This is a genomic window from Cupriavidus sp. FW305-46, assembly GCF_058787075.1.
The window spans coordinates 101,429-122,442 of sequence record NZ_JBYSZI010000003.1 but is presented as its reverse complement, the minus strand read 5'-3'; the positions used below and the strand labels follow the sequence as shown (position 1 = coordinate 122,442).

15 protein-coding genes are annotated in these 21,014 nt (G+C 70.2%); 9 read left to right on the top strand and 6 right to left on the bottom strand.

Translation table 11 applies throughout. The features are described 5' to 3' along the window. Positions 1-20 precede the first annotated feature (20 nt). Entirely contained in the window at positions 21-245 is a 225-nt protein-coding gene (locus AC3WON_RS02495) for a DUF2783 domain-containing protein (protein WP_492316902.1), read from the top strand. A 141-nt stretch (positions 246-386) separates the two neighbouring features. Then, positions 387-1,745 (top strand): MFS transporter, encoded by a 1,359-nt coding sequence (locus AC3WON_RS02490; RefSeq protein ID WP_492351063.1) that lies wholly within the window; start codon positions 387-389, stop codon positions 1,743-1,745. Between the two features lie 55 nt (positions 1,746-1,800). Here the strand turns inward: AC3WON_RS02490 and AC3WON_RS02485 are convergent, their stop codons facing one another. Next, entirely contained in the window at positions 1,801-2,109 is a 309-nt protein-coding gene (locus AC3WON_RS02485) for a hypothetical protein (protein WP_010814535.1), read from the bottom strand. Between the two features lie 173 nt (positions 2,110-2,282). On the opposite strand from AC3WON_RS02485, the gene AC3WON_RS02480 reads away from it, so the two are divergent. Together AC3WON_RS02480 and AC3WON_RS02475 are read left to right on the top strand one after the other, a co-directional pair. Further along, positions 2,283-2,504, top strand: a complete 222-nt coding sequence (locus AC3WON_RS02480) for a DUF2188 domain-containing protein (RefSeq protein WP_010814536.1) — start codon at positions 2,283-2,285, stop codon at positions 2,502-2,504. Positions 2,505-2,567: 63 nt separating this feature from the next. Next, on the top strand, positions 2,568-3,947 hold the full coding sequence (locus AC3WON_RS02475; RefSeq protein ID WP_492316900.1) for an erythromycin esterase family protein: 1,380 nt from the start codon (positions 2,568-2,570) through the stop codon (positions 3,945-3,947). Positions 3,948-3,976: 29 nt separating this feature from the next. Here AC3WON_RS02475 and AC3WON_RS02470 read toward each other — a convergent pair whose 3' ends face one another. The 5 genes from AC3WON_RS02470 to AC3WON_RS02450 form a co-directional block, all read right to left on the bottom strand. Continuing rightward, positions 3,977-4,249: a BON domain-containing protein gene (locus tag AC3WON_RS02470; RefSeq protein WP_492316899.1), complete on the bottom strand. Its 273-nt coding sequence runs from the start codon at positions 4,247-4,249 to the stop codon at positions 3,977-3,979. 32 nt (positions 4,250-4,281) lie between these two features. Next, positions 4,282-4,848 carry a BON domain-containing protein gene (locus tag AC3WON_RS02465; RefSeq protein WP_492316898.1) on the bottom strand — a complete coding sequence of 189 codons (567 nt, stop codon included), beginning with the start codon at positions 4,846-4,848 and terminating at the stop codon, positions 4,282-4,284. Positions 4,849-4,892: 44 nt separating this feature from the next. Continuing rightward, the gene (locus AC3WON_RS02460; protein WP_492351062.1) at positions 4,893-6,035 is read right to left on the bottom strand and encodes a flavodoxin family protein; all 1,143 of its coding nucleotides are present in this window, start codon (positions 6,033-6,035) and stop codon (positions 4,893-4,895) included. Between the two features lie 150 nt (positions 6,036-6,185). Then, positions 6,186-6,629, bottom strand: coding sequence for a PA2169 family four-helix-bundle protein (locus AC3WON_RS02455; protein WP_492351061.1), 444 nt, complete (start codon positions 6,627-6,629; stop codon positions 6,186-6,188). A 37-nt stretch (positions 6,630-6,666) separates the two neighbouring features. Continuing rightward, positions 6,667-7,038 carry a hypothetical protein gene (locus AC3WON_RS02450; RefSeq protein ID WP_492316895.1) on the bottom strand — a complete coding sequence of 124 codons (372 nt, stop codon included), beginning with the start codon at positions 7,036-7,038 and terminating at the stop codon, positions 6,667-6,669. A 342-nt stretch (positions 7,039-7,380) separates the two neighbouring features. Between AC3WON_RS02450 and AC3WON_RS02445 the strand changes: the two genes are divergently transcribed. The 5 genes from AC3WON_RS02445 to malQ are packed head-to-tail and all read left to right on the top strand — an operon-like array spanning position 7,381 to position 20,922. Further along, entirely contained in the window at positions 7,381-10,797 is a 3,417-nt protein-coding gene (locus AC3WON_RS02445) for a maltotransferase domain-containing protein (protein ID WP_492351060.1), read from the top strand. A 21-nt stretch (positions 10,798-10,818) separates the two neighbouring features. Further along, positions 10,819-14,178 carry a maltose alpha-D-glucosyltransferase gene (gene treS / locus AC3WON_RS02440; protein WP_492351059.1) on the top strand — a complete coding sequence of 1,120 codons (3,360 nt, stop codon included), beginning with the start codon at positions 10,819-10,821 and terminating at the stop codon, positions 14,176-14,178. Further along, positions 14,175-16,445, top strand: coding sequence for a 1,4-alpha-glucan branching protein GlgB (gene glgB, locus AC3WON_RS02435; protein WP_492351058.1), 2,271 nt, complete (start codon positions 14,175-14,177; stop codon positions 16,443-16,445). Before treS ends, glgB begins: the two co-directional genes overlap by 4 nt. Next, a complete protein-coding gene (glgX, locus tag AC3WON_RS02430) occupies positions 16,442-18,676 on the top strand; it encodes a glycogen debranching protein GlgX (RefSeq protein WP_492351057.1) in 2,235 nt (744 codons plus the stop codon). Before glgB ends, glgX begins: the two co-directional genes overlap by 4 nt. Then, entirely contained in the window at positions 18,673-20,922 is a 2,250-nt protein-coding gene (malQ, locus tag AC3WON_RS02425; RefSeq protein WP_492351056.1) for a 4-alpha-glucanotransferase, read from the top strand. The genes glgX and malQ overlap by 4 nt, the downstream gene beginning before the upstream one ends. Positions 20,923-21,014 lie beyond the last annotated feature (92 nt).

Here is a 21,014-nt window from a genome sequence, read left to right as displayed (position 1 = left end):
ACCTCACCGCGGAGACTCCCGTGCCCAATATGCTCAACACCCAACCCAACCTGGCGCGTCCCGACGACTTCTACGAAGCGCTGATCGAGATGCACCGCGACCTCGACGAGGTACAAAGCCAGGCCGCCAATGCGCAGCTGATCCTGCTGCTGGCCAACCATATCGGCGACCACGATGTGCTGCTGGCCGCCATGGCCACCGCGCGCGAAGGCGTGACCGAAATGCCCGCCGCCACGCCAGCCTGACCCGACACAGGCGCGGCACCGCCGCGCCTGTGCTGTTCTTTTCCCGGCACCATCCCGGGCCAACGCGCGCAAGACGCTGCCCACTGGCGGAACCCTCCGGCTGCCCGCCGCCGCAGCCACCACCGTACGGAGACAACGTTCATGAGCCATCCGGTCTCAGGGGATCTTTCGTCCCTATCCAGCCTGACGTCCCCCACCCTGCCTCCCGCAGCACTGGCTGCGCACGATGAAGATGCGCTCTACCGCAAGGTCTGGCTGCGCATCATCCCGTTCCTGTTCGTCTGCTACGTGGTGTCGTTCCTGGACCGCATCAACATCGGCTTCGCCCAGTTGCAGATGAAGCAGGACCTCGGCTTCAGCGACGCCATGTACGGCCTGGGCGCTGCTGTCTTCTACGTCGGCTACGTGCTGTGCGAAGTGCCCAGCAACATGCTGCTGGCGCGCTTTGGCGCGCGGCGCACGTTCACGCGCATCATGGTGCTGTGGGGCCTGGCCTCGGTGGCGATGATGGCCGTCTCCACCCCGGCGCAGTTCTATACGCTGCGCTTCCTGCTGGGCGTGTTCGAAGCCGGCTTCTTCCCCGGCATCGTGCTCTACCTGACCTACTGGTTCCCGGCGCGCCGCCGCGCCGCGGTGATGGCGGTCTTCTTTGCCGGCGTGGCGGTGGCGGGTGTGCTGGGCGGGCTGGTGTCCGGCTGGATCATGCGCGACATGGCCGGCGTGCTCGGCCTGCAAGGCTGGAAGTGGATGTTTGCGATCGAGGGCGCGCCCGCGGTGCTGCTGGGCCTGCTGGCCGCGCGCTGCCTGGTGGATGGCCCGCAGCAGGCCGGCTGGCTGACCGACCGCGAGCGCGCCCACCTGGCGCGCGACACCGCCGCGCAAGCACATGCCGGCGGCCATTCGCTGCACGCGTTGCGGCAGGTGCTGCGCAACCCGCGCGTGTACCTGTTCGCGTTTATCTATTTCTCGCTGACCTGTGGTTCGCTGGCGCTGAGCTTCTGGATGCCGCTGATGATCCGCGACTTCGGCATCACCGACGTGATGTCGGTCAGCCTGTATTCGGTGGTCCCCAATGCCGTGGGCGCGGTCGGCCTGCTCCTGATCGCGCGCCATTCCGACCGCACCGGCGAGCGCCACCGCCACTTCCTGCTGTGCACGGCAGGCGGCGCGCTGGCCCTGGCGGCGCTGACCCTGCACCTGCCCAGCCTGGCGCTGATGCTGGCCATCCTGTCGGTGGCCGCGGTGCTGATCTTTGCCGCGCTGCCGGTGTTCTGGTCGCTGCCGCCCAGCTACCTGCCGGGCGCGGGCACGGCCGCCGGCATCGCCTTCATCAGCAGCATCGGCATCACCAGCGGCATCGTCAGCCCGTGGGTGATCGGGCAGATCAAGACCCGGACCGGCAGCCTGGACCATGCGCTCTACCTGCTGGCGGCGCTGCTGCTGGCCAGCGGCCTGGCCATGTGGCTGGGCGTGCCAAGGCAGCCCGCGCGGCCGGCCTGAACCGGGCCGCAGGCATCGTCAAGACCGGAATGTCCGCACCCGCGGGGTGCGGCGTTCAGTGAGATCGGCCGCAGGGGATGACCGAGGCGATTTCCTCGCGCATCACCTCGACCACGTCGTCGATCTCCAGCCCTTCGGCCGTGACCAGCACGTCCTGGCCGCGGCCGATCGCGTAGACCACGCCGCGCCAGCGGCCGGGCTCGACGGCCTCGCACAGGCGAATATTGAATTCGGTGTCCTGATCCTGGCTATACACCGTCACCAGGTCGCCCACCTGGGGAGTGCGCACCGCTTCTCCGTCGAACGCCCGGGCCACCACGGTCACCGGCGACTGCGTCAGCCCCCTGGCAAATCTTGCACGCATGGTCCGCTCCTCTTTTTGCGATCCAAGTCCAGCTTACAAGAGGCCCGACAAATAACCAGGGATTTCCATCGAAAAGTGGAACCCGGTGCCCTTTGCGCCTGTCAGACGGCGCCGGATAGACAGCGCGCACAGATGCGCCACAATGAAAGCATCGATCATCGAGGAGACCCACCATGGGCAGCAACATACACGTCGTACCGCACGACGAAGGCTGGGATGTGATCCACGAGGGTGCGCGCTATGCAGAATCGCACCACGCCACCCAGGAAGAAGCAGTTGCGGCCGGCACCACGAAGGCGCAGAGCGAGCATGTCGAGCTGCTGATCCACGGCCGCGACGGCCAGATCCGCTCGCGCAGCAGTTTCGGCCACGATCCGCGCACCATTCCGGGCTGATCCCGGCCACGGGTCAGGCCCCGCTGAGGACTCCGGCGCTGTTATCCCGGATACCGATGCGACATGCCACACCACCGGGCTGACCCCCGCGCCGCCGCCGCGATTGCGGCCGCGGCGGTTCCGTTGCCGCCCATCGACGACCCGGCGGCAAGCCCGTTCCGCGGTCCGTTTGCCAATGCCACCGGCGTGCTGGCCGATTTGCTGGCCCGACACCGCGTGGTGCTGCTGGGCGAGAGCACGCATGGCACCGCCGAGTTCTATCATGCCCGCGCCGCGCTGACGGCGCACCTGGTGGCCCGGCACGGATTCCGCATCATCGCGGTCGAGGCAGACTGGCCAGATGCCGCGGCAGTCGACCGCCACGTGCGCGGCCGCCCGCCACAGCCGGCCGAATCACCCGGCGCAGCCTTTACACGCTTCCCGGTCTGGATGTGGCGCAACCTGGAGGTGGCGCGCTTTATCCGCTGGCTGCACACGCACAATGAAACCCTGGCGCCTGCGCAGCGCACTGGATTCTTCGGCCTCGATATCTACAGCCTGCGCGCTTCCATGGCTGCAGTGCTGGCCTACCTGGAGGGCGTAGATCCACAGGCCGCCCGAGCGGCGCGCGAGCGCTATGGCTGCCTGGAACCGTGGGGCAGGGATCCGGCGCGCTATGGGCGTGCCGTGCTGCACGGCACGCATGCCGACTGCGAGGATGCCGTCGTCGCACAGTTGCAGGCGCTGCTGGACAAGCGGCTGGCCTATGCCCGGGCGGGCCACGAGGACTTTCTCGATGCCGCGCAGAACGCGCGCCTGGTCGCTTCAGCCGAGCGCTACTACCGCGTGATGTATCACGGCAGCGACGACAGCTGGAACCTGCGCGACACACATATGTTTGAAACCCTGGCGCATCTGCTGCAGGCGCATGGCCCGCAAGCGCGCGCGGTGGTATGGGCGCACAACTCGCATATCGGGGATGCTTCGCAGACCGAGATGGGCGCCAGCCAGGGGCAGCTGAATATCGGCCAGCTGTGCCGCGAGTCCTTCGGCGACGCCGCCGCGCTGGTTGGCTTCAGCACTTACGACGGCACCGTCGCCGCGGCGACATCGTGGGACGGCCCGATGGAAATCAAGCAAGTGCGCCCTGCCCGTGCCGACAGCTACGAGCACCTGTTCCATGCGGCCGGCCATGCGCAAGCCTGGGTCGACCTGCGCGGCCCATCCGGCGCCGCCAACGGCGGCGTGCTGGCCGATGTGCGTCAGCTGCTGATGCCGGCCCGGCAGGAGCGCTTTATCGGGGTGATCTACCGCCCCGAGACCGAACTGCAGAGCCACTATGCGCGCGCCACGCTGCCGCGGCAATTCGATCTGCTGTTGTGGTTCGACCGTACGCGCGCGGTCCCGGCGCTGCCGGCGGAGCCCGCGCCGGGCGCGCCGGAGACCTGGCCTTACGGGCTCTGAAGTGGCCGCCTGGTCGCTTGTACGGAAGCTCATCCGCCGGTGCGGTCCGGCGCAACCTGGATGCGATTGACGATCTCGCGCACGCCGTCACAGCCGCGGACGCAGGCTTCGACTGCATCGCAATCGGCCTGCGCGCCGATCGCGCCGCGCAGCGTCACGCGGCCTTGCGCCACGTCCACGGCCACCTCGCTCACGTCGAGGCCGGCGTCCCACAGGCGCGAGCACAAGGCCGCCTGCAGCGCGATATCCGCTGCAGTCGCGGCATTGCCACGGGGATTGGCTGGGTTCGGGGAACCGGTCATGCGCGCACTCTCCCGTCCGTGGGAACAACGCCTCAGTAGGTACGCATGCCGTGGCCCGGATGCGCTTGCGCTGCGCCAGTGCGCGCCACGTGCAAGTGGTTGACCAGATCCTTCACGCCGAAAACCTCGTCGGCAATATCCTCGATCCGGTACTTCTGCAGCCGGTCCGGCACACTGCCCTCCAGCGTCACCACGCCCTGCTCGACCCGGACTTCGACATCGTTGAGGTCCAGCCGCGCGCTGCGCGAGAGCTGCTCGCACAGGTCTTCGAGAATGCGCTCGTCCGTGCGCTGGTAGTTGCGCGGCCCCACCGGACGCGCCCGCTGCGGCCCGCCCCGGTAGAGATCCATGCGCTCGTTGTAGCCGGTGAACTGGCGGTAAGGATCGGCCTGGCCCCGGGCGCGCGGCGCCGGCGCGTCCGGCGGCAAGCGCTCCGGGCGCCATTCCCAGGCCCCGCGGCGCCCGCCAGACTCGTCCGGGTCCACCGGCTCGTCATAGTCGTAGACCCCGTAGGCGCCCACGTAGTGACTGCGCATATCGGCTTCAGGCACCGCGCTCTCGTGCCATGGCTGGCCGCGCCAGTTGTCTCTGCGATCCATCGTCGTCTCCGCTTGCCCCGATTCGTCAATCAGTCTGCGTCCCGCTACTTCTGCCGCGGCGGCACCAGCCCGCGGTCCGGCGCGCGCAGTTCGCCCTTGCGCAACTGCCGCACCGCGCACGCCAGCGCGCGCGCCACGTTGTCCACTTCGCTCTGCACGCCAGTGTCTTGGTCCAGTGCCACGTGGCTGGTGGCATAGGGCTCGTAGTAGCCGATATACCGGTCCAGCCGCGCCTGCGGGCCCGCGTCGATCAGGCCCATCCAGTCGAGCCAGTCGGCCAGCGCGCGGCGCACGCCCTCGGTGCCGGCCACGTCGCCGTGCACCACCAGCCCGTAGGCGCGCCCGGACAGGTGCTTGGGATAGTCCCAGCCGGACAGCTCCATCGCCTTGGCGCGCACCACGTCCTTGCCATGCGTGCTGGTGGGATCGGGATTGCCGCCGTCGGCACAGACCAGCCGGTCCATCATCAGCTTCAGCGGGCTGGCGGCCTGGTACCAGTACACCGGCGTCACGATCAGCACGCCGTGGCAGGCCGCCCAGCGCGGATAGATTTCATTCATCCAGTCGTTGACCTGGCCCAGCGCATGGTTGGGATAGCAGCTGCACGGCCAGTGGCACAACGGCATTGCCGTCGACACGCACGCCTTGCACGGATGGATGCGCAGGTCGGCATCCGAAGCGAGGAGGCTCAGGTCGAGCAGGTCGACCTCGATGCCGTCCGCCTCCAGCCGTTCCCGTGCGCGCGCGGCCAGGCGCCAGGATTTCGATATCTCGCCCGGGCAGGTGTAGTCGTTGCGCGCCGCGGCGCACACCAGCAGCACGCGCGACGGCGTGGCGGGATCGGCCTGGCGCTCCTGTGCGCTCCGCACGGCCTCGCTGGCGGCGCGCCACTCGTCGGAGAGCTCGTAGTCCGGATCGGCATAGCCGGGCCCGGCCTTATGCGTGCGGGGTGCCTTGCGGCCTTCCTGATAGGCATCCCAGGCGATGTGTTCGAGGCGGTCCAGCGCCTCATCCTCCTGCCGGTATGCGGGATCCGCGAAGCGCGCAAGAAAGCGCTGGCGGAACGTGTCGCGCGCCAGGGGGGTGGTCACCTGGCCCTTGCGCACATCTTCCGGGTTGCCGGGATGGCGCGGCGCACGCGGCGCATCCTGCGATGGCCGGGCTGGCTTGGGCGGGTGCTCGGGCATGACGGTCTCCGTACGGGATGCATGTCCCGCAGACATGCAAGATGAGCGCCATCCCCGGGGGGCATGCATTGCGCGCGGCGCCCTGCGTGGCGGCCGACCGCGCGTGCAATTCATTCGTTGCCTTGTAAGAAATGCGGTCTCGGCCGGCGGCTACGGGCTTGCCTGCGGCGTCCGGTACTGCTGCTGCAGCACGCGAAACAGCTCGTGGCTGACCTGCGCCCCACGGTACTGGCGGCGCACCACGGCGCGCAGGCGCGTGCCCAGCACCTGCGTGCGCAGGGCCCGCGCATAGCGCCGCTGCACGGCGTGCTCGCGCTTGCTGACCTCCTGCAGGATGGACCGGTCCGAGCCGTGCTTGCCGATCGCGCTTCCGGCCGACGCAGCCGGGGCTGCCGTCATGTCGGGCAGCTGCCCCAGGTCAAGCAGGCACGCCTGCAGCTCCCGCGCCGCTTGCGCAAACGCATTGGCGCGGCTGGTGAGCAGCGATTTCAGGTGGGGATTGGCCGCGGCCAGCGCTGCGCCGCGGCAGCCAAGCTCGCCTTCGCGCGATGCCGCGATCAGCGCATTGAGCAACAGGATCTTCTTCTTCGCCATGACACACCTGCCCTGGTCCGCGCGCGGACCCGTGAAGTCACCGATCGGGGCCGGCTGCCGCCGGCGGTTGCTCGCTCGCGCCGGACGTGCGCCGCACACCGGGCTCGTGCAAGGATAGCGGCTCGTTCCGCGCGCCGCCAGTGGCCGCAAGCGCGCGCTGCGAGGCGGGCGGCCACGCCTTGCGGGCCTCGCGCATGCCGCGCAGGTTCATCGCGATCAGCGCCAGCTGCAGGACCACCAGCGCCTTGGCGCCGCCGTGCCAGCCCCAGGCAATCCACAGCACGTTGCTGGCAAGGAAGACCCAGAAGCCGGCGCGCCGGCGCGCGCTCCGGCGTGAGCCGACCAGCCAGGTGGCCACCACCGTCACCACCATCGCAGGCCATTGCGCTGCCTCCAGCCACCAGTCCATGCGCCTCCTTCCGCGGCCTTCCCACCGTGCCGGGAACAACACGCGCTGCCAGAGAGCGGCAAGAAGCGTACCGGCTGGACACCGCGCTCGCATCGGCCCCATTGCCCTGCGCGTTCTTTCCATCGGCACGGGGCGCGCCGGTAGTTTTTACAAGCAGTAAGGCATCGCGCACATGAGATGCCGCGGCGCTTGCCCTTGAGGTGCCTTGGCTGGGCGCGCAATTGGAGACTGGCCGGGCGCGCTGGCACGCACTTCGCATGGCTGTGCCATCCCGCCGGCCGGCCGCAAGGCGCCGGACCGGGATTTTGTTGCTCCGTCGGAGCGAAACACCGGGAGGATTTTGTGCGGATCTGCCAGATCGACCTGACCGGAACGCCCGATGCCGATGAACACGCGCTCCAGCGCGTGGCGGCACTGGGCTTCGACCACGTACTGATCGGCGGCTGGCCGCACCTGCCCGGCGAAGACGCTTTCGCGGCTTGCGCCCGGCACGGGCTGGCCCCGCTGCTCGACATCTCACTGGACCGCTATGCGGTCGACCCCGCCGACGGCAGCGGGCCCGCACCCGACCCTGGCTGGATCGACAGTGCGCTCCCAGCCTTCGCCCCACACGAGACCGACAGCCACATCCCCGGCGCGCGCCTGCGCTGGCATGACCAGCAAGCGGCCGACGCGCTGGTGCTGTGGTGGGCGGCCCGGCTACGCCAGGCCTGGGCGGCAGGCGCGGCGGGCTTCTGCTGCCGTGCGCCGGCACGCGTGCCCGGCAGGCATTGGGCCGCGCTGACCGTTACGCTGCGCAGCGATGCCGTGCCGGCACAGGCGCGCGGTGCGCCATGCTTCCTGGCATGGACGCCGGGGCTGACGCCGGCGCAACTGGATGAGCTGGCGCCCGCCGGCTTCGACGGCGCGTTCTGCTCGCTGCCGTGGTGGGATTTTCGCAGCCCCTGGCTGACCGAGGAAATCGCGCGCCTGCGCCCCTTCGGCCGGGTGCTGGCCGCCCCCGCGCTGACGCCGGCAAGCCATGACGCGCTCAGCGCGCGGCGTGCGCTGTGGACCGCCGCGGCGATCGGCGACGGCATCCTGGTGCCGGCCGGCTTCGAGACCGGCGGCGCGCTGGCACGCGACCCGCTGGCCGCGGATGGCGCCCCGCATCAGGGCGTGCCGTACGACATCACCCACGAGCTGCTGGAAACCAATACCTGGCTGGCTGCGCGCGATCCGGCGCCGGCACTGGCCGTGCGCCTGCTGAGCGGACCCGACGCGCCGCTGACGGTGCTGGCACGGCTGCCGGTGCCGGACGGCGCCTGCCCCGCTCCCGACGCGGCCGGCACCCGTAGCGACCCAGAGGTACCGGACGGTGCCCCCGCCCTGGCAGTGGTGCTCAATCCGGACCCCGCGGCGCCCGGCACGCTGGGCGCCGACCGCGTGCTGAGCGCGCTGCCGCACGCCAGCGCGCACCTGGAATCGTCACTGGGCGGTCCGGGCGGGACGGTCGATGCCAACTATCGGCTCGATGCGCTGGCCAGCATCACGCTGGCGCCGGCCGACATCCGCCTCTATGAAGTGCCACCGGTGCCCCTGACGCGGCCCGGCATGCCGGCAGCCGACGCGCGCGCGCCGCACGGCCATGAAACGCTGGCCGCCACCGGCCTGGGCAGCGTGGTGGCGGCGATGGAGGCCCCGCGGATCGCCATCGAGCACGTCGAACCCGCCTGCAACGAAGGCCGCTTCGCGGTGCGGCGCGTGGTGGGCGAGCGCGTGACCGTCAGTGCCGATATCTGGATGGATGGCCACGACAAGCTTGCCGCCACGGTGTTGTGGCGTGCGCCGGGCGAGACTGACTGGCACCAGGCGCCGATGCAGCCCGTGATCAACGACCGCTGGGAAGGCAGTTTCCCGCTGGTGGCGCTGGGCCGGCATGAATTCACGGTCGAGGCCTGGCGCGACACCTTCGCCAGCTGGCTCGACGAGATCGGCAAGAAGCGCGCGGCCGGCCTCAACGTGGCGCTGGAGATCGAGGAAGGCGCGCGGCTGGTGGCCGATGCGCTGCTGCAGCCTGCCAGGAACGGGAAGCTGGGCAATGGCGGGAAGAACAGCCGGACGGCAACCGCGGACACCGAGCTCTCATCCATCGTCGACGAACTGATCACCGCTGCCGGCGATGACGCTCGCCGGCAGGAGATCCTGCTGTCGCCACGCACCGCGGCCGCGATGCAGGCGGTGATGGCAACCCCGGCGGGGCGCCCGTTTGCCTCGCGGCATCCGGTGGCCATGCCGGTCGAGGCCGATCGCCTGGCCGCGCGCTACGCCAGCTGGTACGAGCTGTTCCCGCGTTCGCAAAGCAACGACGAGACCCGCCACGGCACCTTCGACGATGTCATCGCCAGGCTGCCCGCGATTCGCGCGATGGGCTTCGACGTGCTCTACTTCACGCCGATCCACCCGATCGGCCGCACCCACCGCAAGGGCCGCAATAACAGCCTGCGTGCCGAGCCGGGCGATCACGGCAGCCCCTACGCCATCGGCGGCGCGGAAGGCGGCCACGATGCGCTGCATCCCGAGCTGGGCACCTTCGAAGACTTCCGCCGCCTGCGCGACGCGGCCGCTGCCCATGGCCTGGAGCTGGCGCTCGACTTTGCCATCCAGTGCTCACCCGACCATCCGTGGCTGAGGGACCACCCGGAGTGGTTTGCGCACCGCCCCGACGGTTCACTGCGCTATGCCGAGAACCCGCCCAAGAAGTACGAGGACATCGTCAACGTCGATTTCTACGCCGCGCCGCCCGCGGGCGCCGCGCTATGGCAGGCCCTGCGCGACGTGGTGATGTTCTGGGCCGACCAGGGCGTGCGCATCTTCCGCGTCGACAACCCGCACACCAAGCCGCTGCCGTTCTGGGAGTGGATGATCGCCGACGTGCGCGCGCGCCACCCCGACACCATCTTCCTGGCCGAGGCCTTCACCCGGCCCAAGATGATGGCGCGGCTGGCCAAGCTGGGCTTCAGCCAGTCGTACACGTACTTCACCTGGCGCAATGCCAAGTGGGAGCTGACCGAATACCTGACCGAGCTGACGCAAAGCCCGCTGCGCGACTTCTTCCGGCCGCACTTCTTCGTCAACACCCCTGACATCAACCCCTACTTCCTGCACCAGGGCGGGCGCCCCGCGTTCCTGATCCGCGCGGCGCTGGCCACGCTGCTGTCGGGGCTGTGGGGCATGTACAGCGGCTTCGAGCTGTGCGAGAGCGCGCCCTTTGTGCTGAACGGCAAGGTGCGCGAGGAATACCTCGATTCCGAGAAATACCAGCTGCGCGTGCGCGACTGGCAGCAGCCCGGCAATATCGTTGCGGAGATCTCACGGCTCAACGAGATCCGCGCCGGGCACCCGGCGCTGCAGAACCACCTGGGGCTGCGCTTCTACCATGCCGGTAGCGACGCCGTGCTGTGGTTCGCGCGCTTCATGCCGGGCACCGACTACCTGTTCGGCGACGACGTGCTGCTGGCCGCGATCAACCTGGACCCGCGCACGGCGCACGAGGCCGATATCGAAATCCCGTTGTGGGAATGGGGGCTGCCCGACCAGGCCGGCCTGGCGGTGCACGACCTGATGCACGGCCGGCGCTTCGAGCTGCGCGGCAAGCACCAGCGCATCCGGCTCGATCCGGCGCAACTGCCCTTCACGGTCTGGCATGTGCGCCCGCTTGAGCGTCCCGCCCCCCGCCCACCCGCGGCGCCGGCCTCGACCGACCCGCACGGCGCCTGACAGGCATACGTGGAGACACGGATGAAACGCCTTACCGAAACCGGCAGTGCCGCCCTGCTCAACGCCGATCCGCTCTGGTACAAGGACGCGATCATCTACCAGCTCCACATCAAGTCCTTCTACGACGCCAACGGCGACGGCGTGGGCGATTTTGCCGGGTTGCTGGCCAAGCTCGACTACCTGGTCAACCTGGGCGTGGACACGGTCTGGCTGCTGCCGTTCTATCCGTCGCCGCGGCGCGACGACGGCTACGACATCGCCGACTACCGCAACGTCCACCCCGACTACGGCACGCTGGCCGAGGCGCGCCGCTTTATCGCCGCGGCGCACGCGCGCGGGCTGCGCGTGATCACCGAGCTGGTGATCAATCACACCTCCGACCAGCATCCGTGGTTCCAGCGCGCGCGCGCCGCCAAACCCGGCTCGGCGGCGCGGCGCTACTACGTGTGGTCGGACCATGACCAGGCCTACGCCGGCACCCGCATCATCTTCTGTGACACCGAGAAGTCCAACTGGAGCTGGGACCCGGTGGCCGGCGCCTACTTCTGGCACCGCTTCTACTCGCACCAGCCGGACCTGAACTTCGACAACCCGCAGGTGCTCAACGAGGTGCTGTCGGTGATGCGCTACTGGCTCGACATGGGCGTCGACGGGCTGCGCCTGGACGCGGTGCCCTACCTGGTCGAGCGCGAAGGCACCAGCAACGAGAACCTGCCCGAGACCCATGCCGTCATCCGCCATATCCGCGCCCACCTGGACGCGCGCTTCCCCGGCCGCATGCTGCTGGCAGAAGCCAATATGTGGCCCGAGGACGCGCAGCAGTACTTCGGCCTGACCGGCCCGGAGCCGGAAGGCGACGAATGCCACATGGCCTTCCACTTCCCGCTGATGCCGCGCATGTACATGGCGATCGCGCGCGAAGACCGCTTCCCGATCACCGACATCATGCGCCAGACGCCGGAGGTGCCGCCCAACTGCCAGTGGGCCATCTTCCTGCGCAACCATGACGAACTGACGCTGGAGATGGTGACCAGCAGCGAGCGCGACTACCTGTGGGAGGTCTACGCCACGGACCGGCGCGCGCGCATCAACCTGGGCATCCGCCGCCGGCTGGCGCCGCTGATGGAGCGCGACCGCCGCCGCATCGAGCTGATGAACAGCCTGCTGTTCTCGATGCCGGGCACGCCGGTGATCTACTACGGCGACGAGATCGGCATGGGCGACAACATCCACCTGGGCGACCGCGACGGCGTGCGCACGCCGATGCAGTGGTCGCCCGACCGCAACGGCGGCTTCTCGCACGCCGACCCCGAGCGCCTGGTGCTGCCGCCGCTGCAGGGCCCGCTGTATGGCTACGAAGCCGTCAACGTCGAGGCGCAGGCGCGCGACCCGCATTCGCTGCTGAACTGGATGCGGCGCATGCTGGCGCTGCGGCGCAAGCACCGCGCCTTCGGCCGCGGCACGCTGCGCTTCCTGTTTCCGGGCAACCGCAAAATCCTGGCCTACCTGCGCGAATACGAGGACGAGCACATCATGTGCGTGGCCAACCTGTCGCGCGCGCCGCAGGCCGTCGAACTGGACCTGTCCGCCTTCAACGGCCGCGTGCCGGTGGAGATGATGGGCGCCACGCCGTTCCCGGCCATCGGCACGCTGACCTACCTGCTGACGCTGCCGCCTTATGGCTTCTACTGGTTCGTACTCAGTGACGAGGCGCAGCCCCCGTCATGGCACGTGGAAGCACCCGAGCAGATGCCGGACCAGATCACCCTGGTGATGCAGAACACGAGCCGGCCGGAGCTGACCGACGCCTCGCGCCGCATCATGGCCAGCGACGTGCTGCCGCACTACATCAGCCGGCGCCGCTGGTTCGGCGCCAAGCACGAGCGCATCGAGCGCATCGAACCGGCGTACCTGCTGCCATTTGCGCGCGGCAGCAGCGGCGAAGATGTCTACCTGGGCGAGGTCGAGGTGACCCTGCCTGGCCGCACCGAACGCTACCAGCTGCCGCTGGGCATCCTGTGGGACCGCGAGAGCGCCGACAGCGTGTCGCAGCTGGCACATGGACTGTCGATGGCGCGCGTGCGCCAGGGCAGCCGCGTGGGGCTGGCCACCGACGGTTTCGTGGTCGAGCCCTTTGCGCGCGAGGTGGTGCGCGCGCTGCGCAATGACGTGCAGATGCACGCCGGCAACGACATCATCCACTTCCGCGCCGAAGCCGGCCTGGCCGCGCTGGAACTGGAGCGCGACCCGATCGAATACATGTCGGCCGAGCAGTCCAACAGCTCGCTGTCCTACAACAACACCGCCGTGCTCAAGATGGTGCGCCGGGTCTCTGGCGGCATCCACCCCGAGGCCGAGATGACGCGCTACCTGACCGCGCAGGGCTATGCGCACGCGGCGCCGCTGCTGGGCGAGGTGGTGCGCACCGGACCGGATGGCGTGCCGCATACGCTGATGCTGCTGCAGGGCTATGTCCTGAACCAGGGCAATGGCTGGGACTGGACCCTGGACTACCTGGGCCGCGCCATCGATGACGCGCTGCCCTCGCAGGAGAGCGAGGACGAGTTTGCCGAGGCCATGAACGGCTACGCCGCGCTGGCTGGCACGCTCGGCCGCCGGCTGGCCGAGCTCCATTCGGTGCTGGCACGGCCCAGCGGCGACGACGCCTTCGCGCCGCTGCCGGCCACCGCAGGCGATGCGCGCGCGTGGGCCGAGCAAGCCCTGCGTGCGCTGCAGCGCGCGCTGACGCGGCTGGAGTCCGCGCCCGCCACCGTGCCGGGACCGGTGCGCCAGGGCTTCGAGGCCGACGTGCAGACCCTGCTGGCCGCGCGCGACGCGCTGCCCGCGCTGGTCGAACAGCTCGCCGCTGCCGCGCCGGGCAGCCTGCAGACACGCATCCACGGCGACTTCCATCTGGGCCAGGTGCTGATTGCGCAGAACGACACCTACCTGGTCGACTTCGAAGGCGAGCCCGGCCTGCCGCTGGACTGGCGCCGGCGCAAGACCTCGCCGCTGCGCGATGTGGCCGGGCTGCTGCGCTCGCTGGACTACGCCGCGGCCACGGTCGGCACCGACCGCCAGGAGCGCACCCACAGCGAACTGCCGCCGCAGCTGGCCGAACGCCGCGCGGTGCTGCTGGAGCGCTTCCGCAGCACCGCCAGCGAAGCCTTCCTGAACTCCTACCACCTGCACATGCAGGACTCGGGCACACCCTGGGTCGCGCCCGGCCAGCTGCAGCCATTGCTGGACCTGTTCCTGCTGGAACGGGCAGCCTATGAGGTCGACTACGAAGCCGCCAACCGCGTGGCGTGGATCGACCTGCCGGTCAGCGGCCTGGCGCGCCTGCTGCGCAAAGTGCTGGCGCCGGGAGACCAGCCATGAGCCCCGCCCATGGCACCCAACCCGGCATGCTGCCGGGCCACGAGCTCGAGGCCCTGCTTGGTGCGCGCCACCATGACCCGTTTGCGGTGCTGGGTCCGCACCCTGACGGCAACGGCACGCTGGTGCGCGCCTGCCTGCCAGGGGCGGCGTCGGTGCAGCTGACCGATGCCGGCGGCACGCCACTGGCGGAGATGGCGCAGCTCCATGGCGGCGGCGTCTTCGCCGCGCGGCTGCCGCGCGAATACAAGGGCAGTGCGCCCGATTACCGGCTGCGCGTGCAATGGTCCGACGGCACCGCGCAGTGCAGCGCCGACCCTTATGCCTTTGGCCTGCTGCTGGGCGAGCTGGACCTGCACCTGATCGCCGAGGGCCGCCACTTCGAGCTGGGCGCCTGCCTGGGCGCGCAGTGCCAGCGCGTGGACGGCATCGACGGCGTGCGCTTTGCCGTATGGGCGCCGAACGCGCAGCGGGTCTCGGTGATCGCTGACTTCAACGGCTGGCACCCGGCGCGGCACCCGATGCGGCTGCGCCACCCCAGCGGCATCTGGGAGCTGTTCATCCCCGCCGCGCTGGGCGCGCAGCCCGGCAGCCGCTACAAGTACGACCTGCTCGACCCGCACGGCACCGAGCTGCCGGACAAGGCCGACCCGCTCGCGCTGGCCACCGAGGCGCCCCCCGCCACCGCCTCGGTGGTGGCGGGACCGGACCAGGGCGCGCGCCCCTTCGCCTGGCATGACGCCGACTGGATGGCGCGCCGCGGCGGCACCGATGCCTATGCCGCGCCGATGTCCGTCTATGAAATCCATGCCCTGTCGTGGCTGCGGGCGGCCAACGACCCGCAACGCGGCTGGGAAATCCTGGCCGAGAGGCTGGTGCCGTACGTGCAGGAACTGGGCTTTACCCATATCGAGCTGCTGCCCATCACCGAGCACCCGTTTGGCGGCTCGTGGGGCTACCAGCCGCTGTCGCTGTATGCTCCCACCGCGCGGCTGGGGCCGCCGCAGGCCTTCGCCGCGTTTATCGACCGCTGCCACCAGGCCGGCATCGGCGTGATCCTGGACTGGGTGCCCGCGCATTTCCCGACCGATCCGCACGGGCTGGCGCGCTTCGACGGCACCGCGCTGTACGAGCACGAGGACCCGCGCGAGGGCTTCCACCAGGACTGGAACACCCTGATCTACAACCTCGGCCGCAACGAGGTGCGCGGCTTCCTGCTGGCCGGCGCGCTGCACTGGCTGGAGCACTTCCACGCCGACGGCCTGCGCGTGGACGCGGTGGCATCCATGCTCTACCGCGACTACAGCCGCGAGCCCGGCCAGTGGGTGCCGAACCGCTTCGGCGGCCGGGAAAACCTGGAAGCCGTCGACTTCCTGCGCGAACTGAACGCCGTGGTCCACGAACGCTGCCCCGGTGCGCTGACCATCGCCGAAGAATCCACCGCCTGGCCCGGCGTGACCGCCAGCGTCGCCAGCGGCGGGCTTGGCTTCGACTTCAAGTGGAACATGGGCTGGATGCACGACACGCTGCATTATCTCGGGCACGAGCCCGTCCATCGCGCCTGGCACCACCAGGACATGACCTTCGGGCTGGTCTATGCGTGGTCCGAGGCCTTCGTGCTGCCGCTGTCGCATGACGAGGTGGTGCACGGCAAGGCCTCGATGATCGGCAAAGTGCCCGGCGACGAGTGGCAGCGATTTGCCGGCCTGCGCGCCTACTACGGCTTCATGTGGGCGCACCCGGGCAAGAAGCTGCTGTTCATGGGCGGCGAACTGGCGCAGTGGCAGGAATGGAACCACGATGCCGAGCTTGACTGGGCCTTGCTGGACCACCCCATGCACCGCGGCATGCACACGCTGGTGCGGGACCTGAACCGCCTCTACCGGGAGCTGCCCGCGCTGCATGCGCTGGACCACCGCCCCGAAGGCTTCCAGTGGGTGGTGGGCGACGACAACCATAACAGCGTGTTTGCGTGGCTGCGCCGCGCGGGCCCATACAGCCGCGAAGTGGTGCTGGTGGTGGTCAACATGACCCCGGTGCCGCGCTATGGTTACCGGCTCGGGGTGCCGTATGCCGGCGCCTGGCAGGAATGCCTGAATACCGATGCCGCCGTGTATGGCGGCAGCAATGTCGGCAACAGCGGCGCGGTAGCGGCAGTGGACGTGCCTTCGCACGGGCAGCCGGCTTCGCTCGCGCTGACGCTGCCGCCGCTGGCCACGCTGGTGCTGCGCTTCGATCCGGGTGGCGGCATCCAGGGCGCATCGACATGAGCCGACAGTTCGCGGACCGGCTGCTGCCGGGCAAGCCGTATCCCCTCGGGGCCCACTGGGACGGCCTGGGTGTCAATTTCGCGGTGTTCTCGGCCCATGCCTCGCGCATCGACCTGTGCCTGTTCTCCGACAACGGGCGCAAGGAGCTGGCGCGCCTGCGGCTGCCGGAATGCACCGACGAGATCTGGCACGGCTACCTGCCCGATGCCGCGCTCGGCACCCTGTACGGCTACCGCGCGCACGGCCCCTACGATCCCCCGCACGGCCACCGCTTCAACCCGCACAAGCTGCTGCTGGACCCGTATGCGCGCCAGTTGAGCGGCCCGGTGCGCTGGTCCGATGCGCTGTTCGGCTACCGCCTGCAAAGCGCGCGCGGCGACCTGACACCGGACCGCCGCGACAGCGCCCCCACCATGCCCAAGGCGGTGGTGGTCGACGAGAGCTTCCACTGGGGCGACGACCGCCCGCCCGCGGTGCCGTGGCCGTCCACCGTCATCTATGAAGCCCACCTGCGGGGCCTGTCGATGCTGCGCGGTGACCTGCTGCCCAACCTGCGCGGTTCCTTCGCCGCGCTGTGCGACCCGCGCTTTATCGACCACCTGGTGCAGCTCGGCATCACCACCGTCGAGCTGCTGCCGGTCCACGCCATCCTGCAGGACCGCTTCCTGCTGGAGCGCGGACTGCGCAACTACTGGGGCTACAACACCATGGCGTACTTCGCGCCGGAGCCCGCCTACCTGGGCACCGGGCAACTGCAGGAGTTCAAGGTGGCGATGCGGCGCCTGCACGCGGCCGGCATCGAAGTGATCCTGGACGTGGTCTACAACCATACCTGCGAGGGCAACGAGCTGGGACCGACGGTGTCGTGGCGCGGGCTGGACAACGCCAGCTACTACCGGCTGGTGCCGGGCGACGAGCGCCACTACATCAACGACACCGGCTGCGGCAATACGCTCAACCTGTCGCATCCGCGCGTGCTGCAGATGGTGATGGACTCGTTGCGCTACTGGGTCCACTGCTACCACGTCGATGGCTTCCGCTTCGACCTGGGCACCACCCTGGGGCGCGAGGGCAACGGTTTCGATGCGGGCTCGGGCTTTTTCGATGCACTGATGCAGGATCCGGTGCTGAGCCGCGTCAAGCTGATCTCCGAGCCGTGGGACCTGGGCCCGGGCGGCTACCAGCTTGGCAACCACCCGCCCGGCTTTGCCGAGTGGAACGACAAGTTCCGCGACGTGGCGCGCCGCTTCTGGCGCGGCGACGCCGGCCACCGCGGCGAGCTGGCGGCGCGGCTGGCGGCCTCGGCCGACCTCTTCGACCGCCGCCACCGGCGCCCCTGGGCCAGCATCAACTTCATCACCGCGCACGACGGCTTCACGCTGGCCGACCTGGTCAGCTACAGCAGCAAGCACAACGAGGCCAACGGCGAAGACAACCGCGACGGCACCGACGACAACGCCAGCGCCAACTGGAGCCCCGACGGCAGCATCGAAGGCCCCACCGACGACCCCGCCATCCTGGCCTGCCGCGCGCGCGTGGCGCAGGCACTGATGGCCACGCTGCTGCTGTCGCAGGGCACGCCGATGCTGACCGCCGGCGATGAATGGGGCCGCAGCCAGCAAGGCAACAACAACGCCTACTGCCAGGACGACGAGATCTCGTGGCTGGACTGGAAGCAGGCCCAGACGCCCGGCGCGCAGCCGCTGCAGCACATGGTGCGCCGCGTGCTGGCCCTGCGCCGGCGGCTGCACTCCCTGGCCGGCGACCGCTTCGCGCACGGGCGCGAGGAACCGGCGCAGGGCATTGCCGATATTGCCTGGTTCGATACCGACGGCAAGCCACCTACCCCCGAGGAATGGGCCGACCCGGAGATCCGTACGCTCGCGTTGCGCCGCGCGGCCGCGCCGCCCCAACCGGAGCGTGCGCAGCTGGGCTCGCTGGCGCAGGACGAAGAGAGCGATGCCGGCGCCGTGCAGGTAACCTTGCTGCTGCTCAACGCCGGCGATGCCGAGGCCTCCTTCCTGCTGCCCGGGCCCACGCTGGCCTGGACACTGCTGTTCGACAGCAGCCGGCCCGACGCCACCGAGGCCGAACTCGCGGGCGAGGCGGTCGCCGACAGCCAGGCGGTGGCGGGCCACTCGCTGGTGCTGCTGGCGGCCCAGGCCCGCAGCCGCCAGAGCGCGCCCCAGGAAAGCCCGCCGCTGGGCGCGCCGCAGGAGGCACAGGCATGAGCCGGCGCGCCACCCGCCACGACACGCCCACGCCGCTGCATGCGCTGGCACTGCGCGCGGGCCTGCTGCCCCGGTGGACGGATGCCTGGAACCAGCCCCAGACTGTGTCCGACGCCGCACTGCGGCGCGTGCTGGACGGCCTGGGCCTGCCTTGCGCCACCACTGGCCAGTGCGAAGCGTCGCGCGCATGGCTTGCCTCCGATGACGCCGCGCATGCACTGCCGCCGCTGGTCACCGCCGAGCGCGGCAAGCCGGTGGCGGTGCCGTGGCCACATACCCTGCCGCAGCGGTCCTACCGGCTGACGCTGGAAGACGGCGCCATCGTCACCGGCACCGCGGTGCGTGGCAACGACGGCAGCGCGCGCGACAGCGACGGCACCATGCTGCTGCCCGCCATCGACGTATGCGGCTACCACCGCCTGGAACTCGGCGATGCGCACACCGTGCTGGCGATCGCGCCGCCGCGCTGCTACGGCGTTGCCGATGCGCTGCGGCACGCCGGCCGCGCGGGCGAACTGACCCGGCCCTGGGGCCTGGCAGTGCAGCTCTACGGCCTGCGCCGCGGCGCGCCCTGCGGCCTGGGCGACCTGAGCGCGCTGACCCAGTGCTGCATCAGCGCGGCCGGCGCCAGCGCCGACGCCGTCGCCATCAACCCGCTGCACGCCGGCTTTGCCGCGCTGCCCGAGCGCTATAGCCCGTATGCGCCGTCCAGCCGCCTGTTCCTGAATCCGCTCTATGCCGACCCCGCCGTGCAATTCGGGCAGGCCGCGGTAGACTGGGCCGTCGCCGCGCTCGGCGCGGGCGCGTCGCTGCAAGCGCTGGAAGCCCGCAGCGAGATCGACTGGGTCAAGCTGACGCCGCTGCGCTACGCCATCCTGCGGTGGCTATGGGAGCGCAGCGATGCGCTGCTGCCGCGCGCGGCGCTCGATGACTGCGCCGCCTTTCGCGCGCGCGGCGGCACCGCCTTGCACGCGCACGCCTGCTACGAGGCCATCCAGGCCCAGCGCCTGGCCGACAGCGCCAACGGCATGAACCACAACCCCGCGCCTGACTGGCGCTGCTGGCCGGTGACGCTGCGCGCGCCCGGCGATGCCGCCGTGGCGGCCTTTGCACAGGCCCATGCCGATGAGGTCGCCTACCACGCTTTCCTGCAATGGATTGCGGCCGACGGCATGGCACGCGCGCAGCGTGCGGCGCGCGGCGCTGGCATGGCGGTCGGCATCGTCTCCGACCTGGCGGTGGGGGCCGACCCTGGCGGCAGCCAGGCCTGGACGCGGCAACAGGAAATCCTGGCGGGCTTCCATGCCGGCGCACCGCCGGACCTGTACAACCCGCTCGGGCAGGACTGGGGCGTGGCGGTGTTCTCGCCGCGCGGGCTGCGCCGCCGCGGCTACGCGGCCTTCCTGGAGATGCTGCGCGCCAACCTGGCCCATGCCGGCGGGCTGCGCATCGACCATGTGCTGGGCCTGGCACGCATGTGGCTGGTGCCTGCCGGTGCCCCGGCCAGTGAAGGCGCCTACCTGCGCTATCCGCTGCAGGACATGTTGCGGCTGGTGGCGCTGGAATCATGGCGGCACCGCGCCATCATCATCGGCGAAAACCTGGGCACGGTGCCGCCGGAGCTGAATGCGGCGCTGTCGGCCCGTGGCGTGCTGGGCATCGATGTGCTGTGGTTCCAGCGCGAGGAGAGCGCGCCAGTGGATGCGGCCGAGGCAGCTCAGCGGGTGCCCGCCCCGGCGCCCGACACCGTGCCCGCCTTCCTGCCTCCCGCAGCCTGGCCGCCCGATGCCATCGCCACCACCTCGACCCACGACCTCCCCACAGTCACCGGCTGGTGGGCCGGCCGCGACCTTGCGTGGCGCGACCGGCTGCACCTGCTGGCGCCCGGCGAAACCCTCGCGGCGATGCAGGCCGGCCGTGCGCGCGAGCGCGGCGCGCTCTGGCAGGCGCTGTGCGCAGCGCGGCTGTGCAGCGGCGCCGTGCCGGACCCCGCCGATGCCCCGCTCGATGCCGTGCTGGCGTGGCTCGGCACCGCGCGCACCGCCATGCGCCTGGTGCCGCTGGAAGACCTGCTGGGCGAGGCCGAGCAGCCCAACCTGCCCGGCACCACCAGCGTCCATCCCAACTGGCAGCGCCGGCTCGATGCCGATGTACGTGCGCTGTTCGATACCCCGGCGGTGCAGGCGCGAGCCGACGCCTTGCGCGGCGGCCGCCACGGCGCACGCCATCCGCCGCCACGCGCGTAGCCACGGGTCGCCCGCAATATGTGCCGCTTGCACGACCAGAGCCGCGATCTCGGTGCAGGGATTGCTCCATCCACTAAGCTTGACCCACGCAC

What these genes read in the sequence shown, in the direction of transcription:
- AC3WON_RS02490 (WP_492351063.1), top strand. Translation starts at nt 387, where the DNA reads ATGAGCCATCCGGTCTCAGGGGATCTTTCGTCCCTATCCAGCCTGACG.
- AC3WON_RS02485 (WP_010814535.1), bottom strand. Translation starts at nt 2,109, where the DNA reads ATGCGTGCAAGATTTGCCAGGGGGCTGACGCAGTCGCCGGTGACCGTG.
- AC3WON_RS02480 (WP_010814536.1), top strand. Translation starts at nt 2,283, where the DNA reads ATGGGCAGCAACATACACGTCGTACCGCACGACGAAGGCTGGGATGTG.
- AC3WON_RS02475 (WP_492316900.1), top strand. Translation starts at nt 2,568, where the DNA reads ATGCCACACCACCGGGCTGACCCCCGCGCCGCCGCCGCGATTGCGGCC.
- AC3WON_RS02470 (WP_492316899.1), bottom strand. Translation starts at nt 4,249, where the DNA reads ATGACCGGTTCCCCGAACCCAGCCAATCCCCGTGGCAATGCCGCGACT.
- AC3WON_RS02465 (WP_492316898.1), bottom strand. Translation starts at nt 4,848, where the DNA reads ATGGATCGCAGAGACAACTGGCGCGGCCAGCCATGGCACGAGAGCGCG.
- AC3WON_RS02460 (WP_492351062.1), bottom strand. Translation starts at nt 6,035, where the DNA reads ATGCCCGAGCACCCGCCCAAGCCAGCCCGGCCATCGCAGGATGCGCCG.
- AC3WON_RS02455 (WP_492351061.1), bottom strand. Translation starts at nt 6,629, where the DNA reads ATGGCGAAGAAGAAGATCCTGTTGCTCAATGCGCTGATCGCGGCATCG.
- AC3WON_RS02450 (WP_492316895.1), bottom strand. Translation starts at nt 7,038, where the DNA reads ATGGACTGGTGGCTGGAGGCAGCGCAATGGCCTGCGATGGTGGTGACG.
- treS (WP_492351059.1), top strand. Translation starts at nt 10,819, where the DNA reads ATGAAACGCCTTACCGAAACCGGCAGTGCCGCCCTGCTCAACGCCGAT.
- glgB (WP_492351058.1), top strand. Translation starts at nt 14,175, where the DNA reads ATGAGCCCCGCCCATGGCACCCAACCCGGCATGCTGCCGGGCCACGAG.
- glgX (WP_492351057.1), top strand. Translation starts at nt 16,442, where the DNA reads ATGAGCCGACAGTTCGCGGACCGGCTGCTGCCGGGCAAGCCGTATCCC.
- malQ (WP_492351056.1), top strand. Translation starts at nt 18,673, where the DNA reads ATGAGCCGGCGCGCCACCCGCCACGACACGCCCACGCCGCTGCATGCG.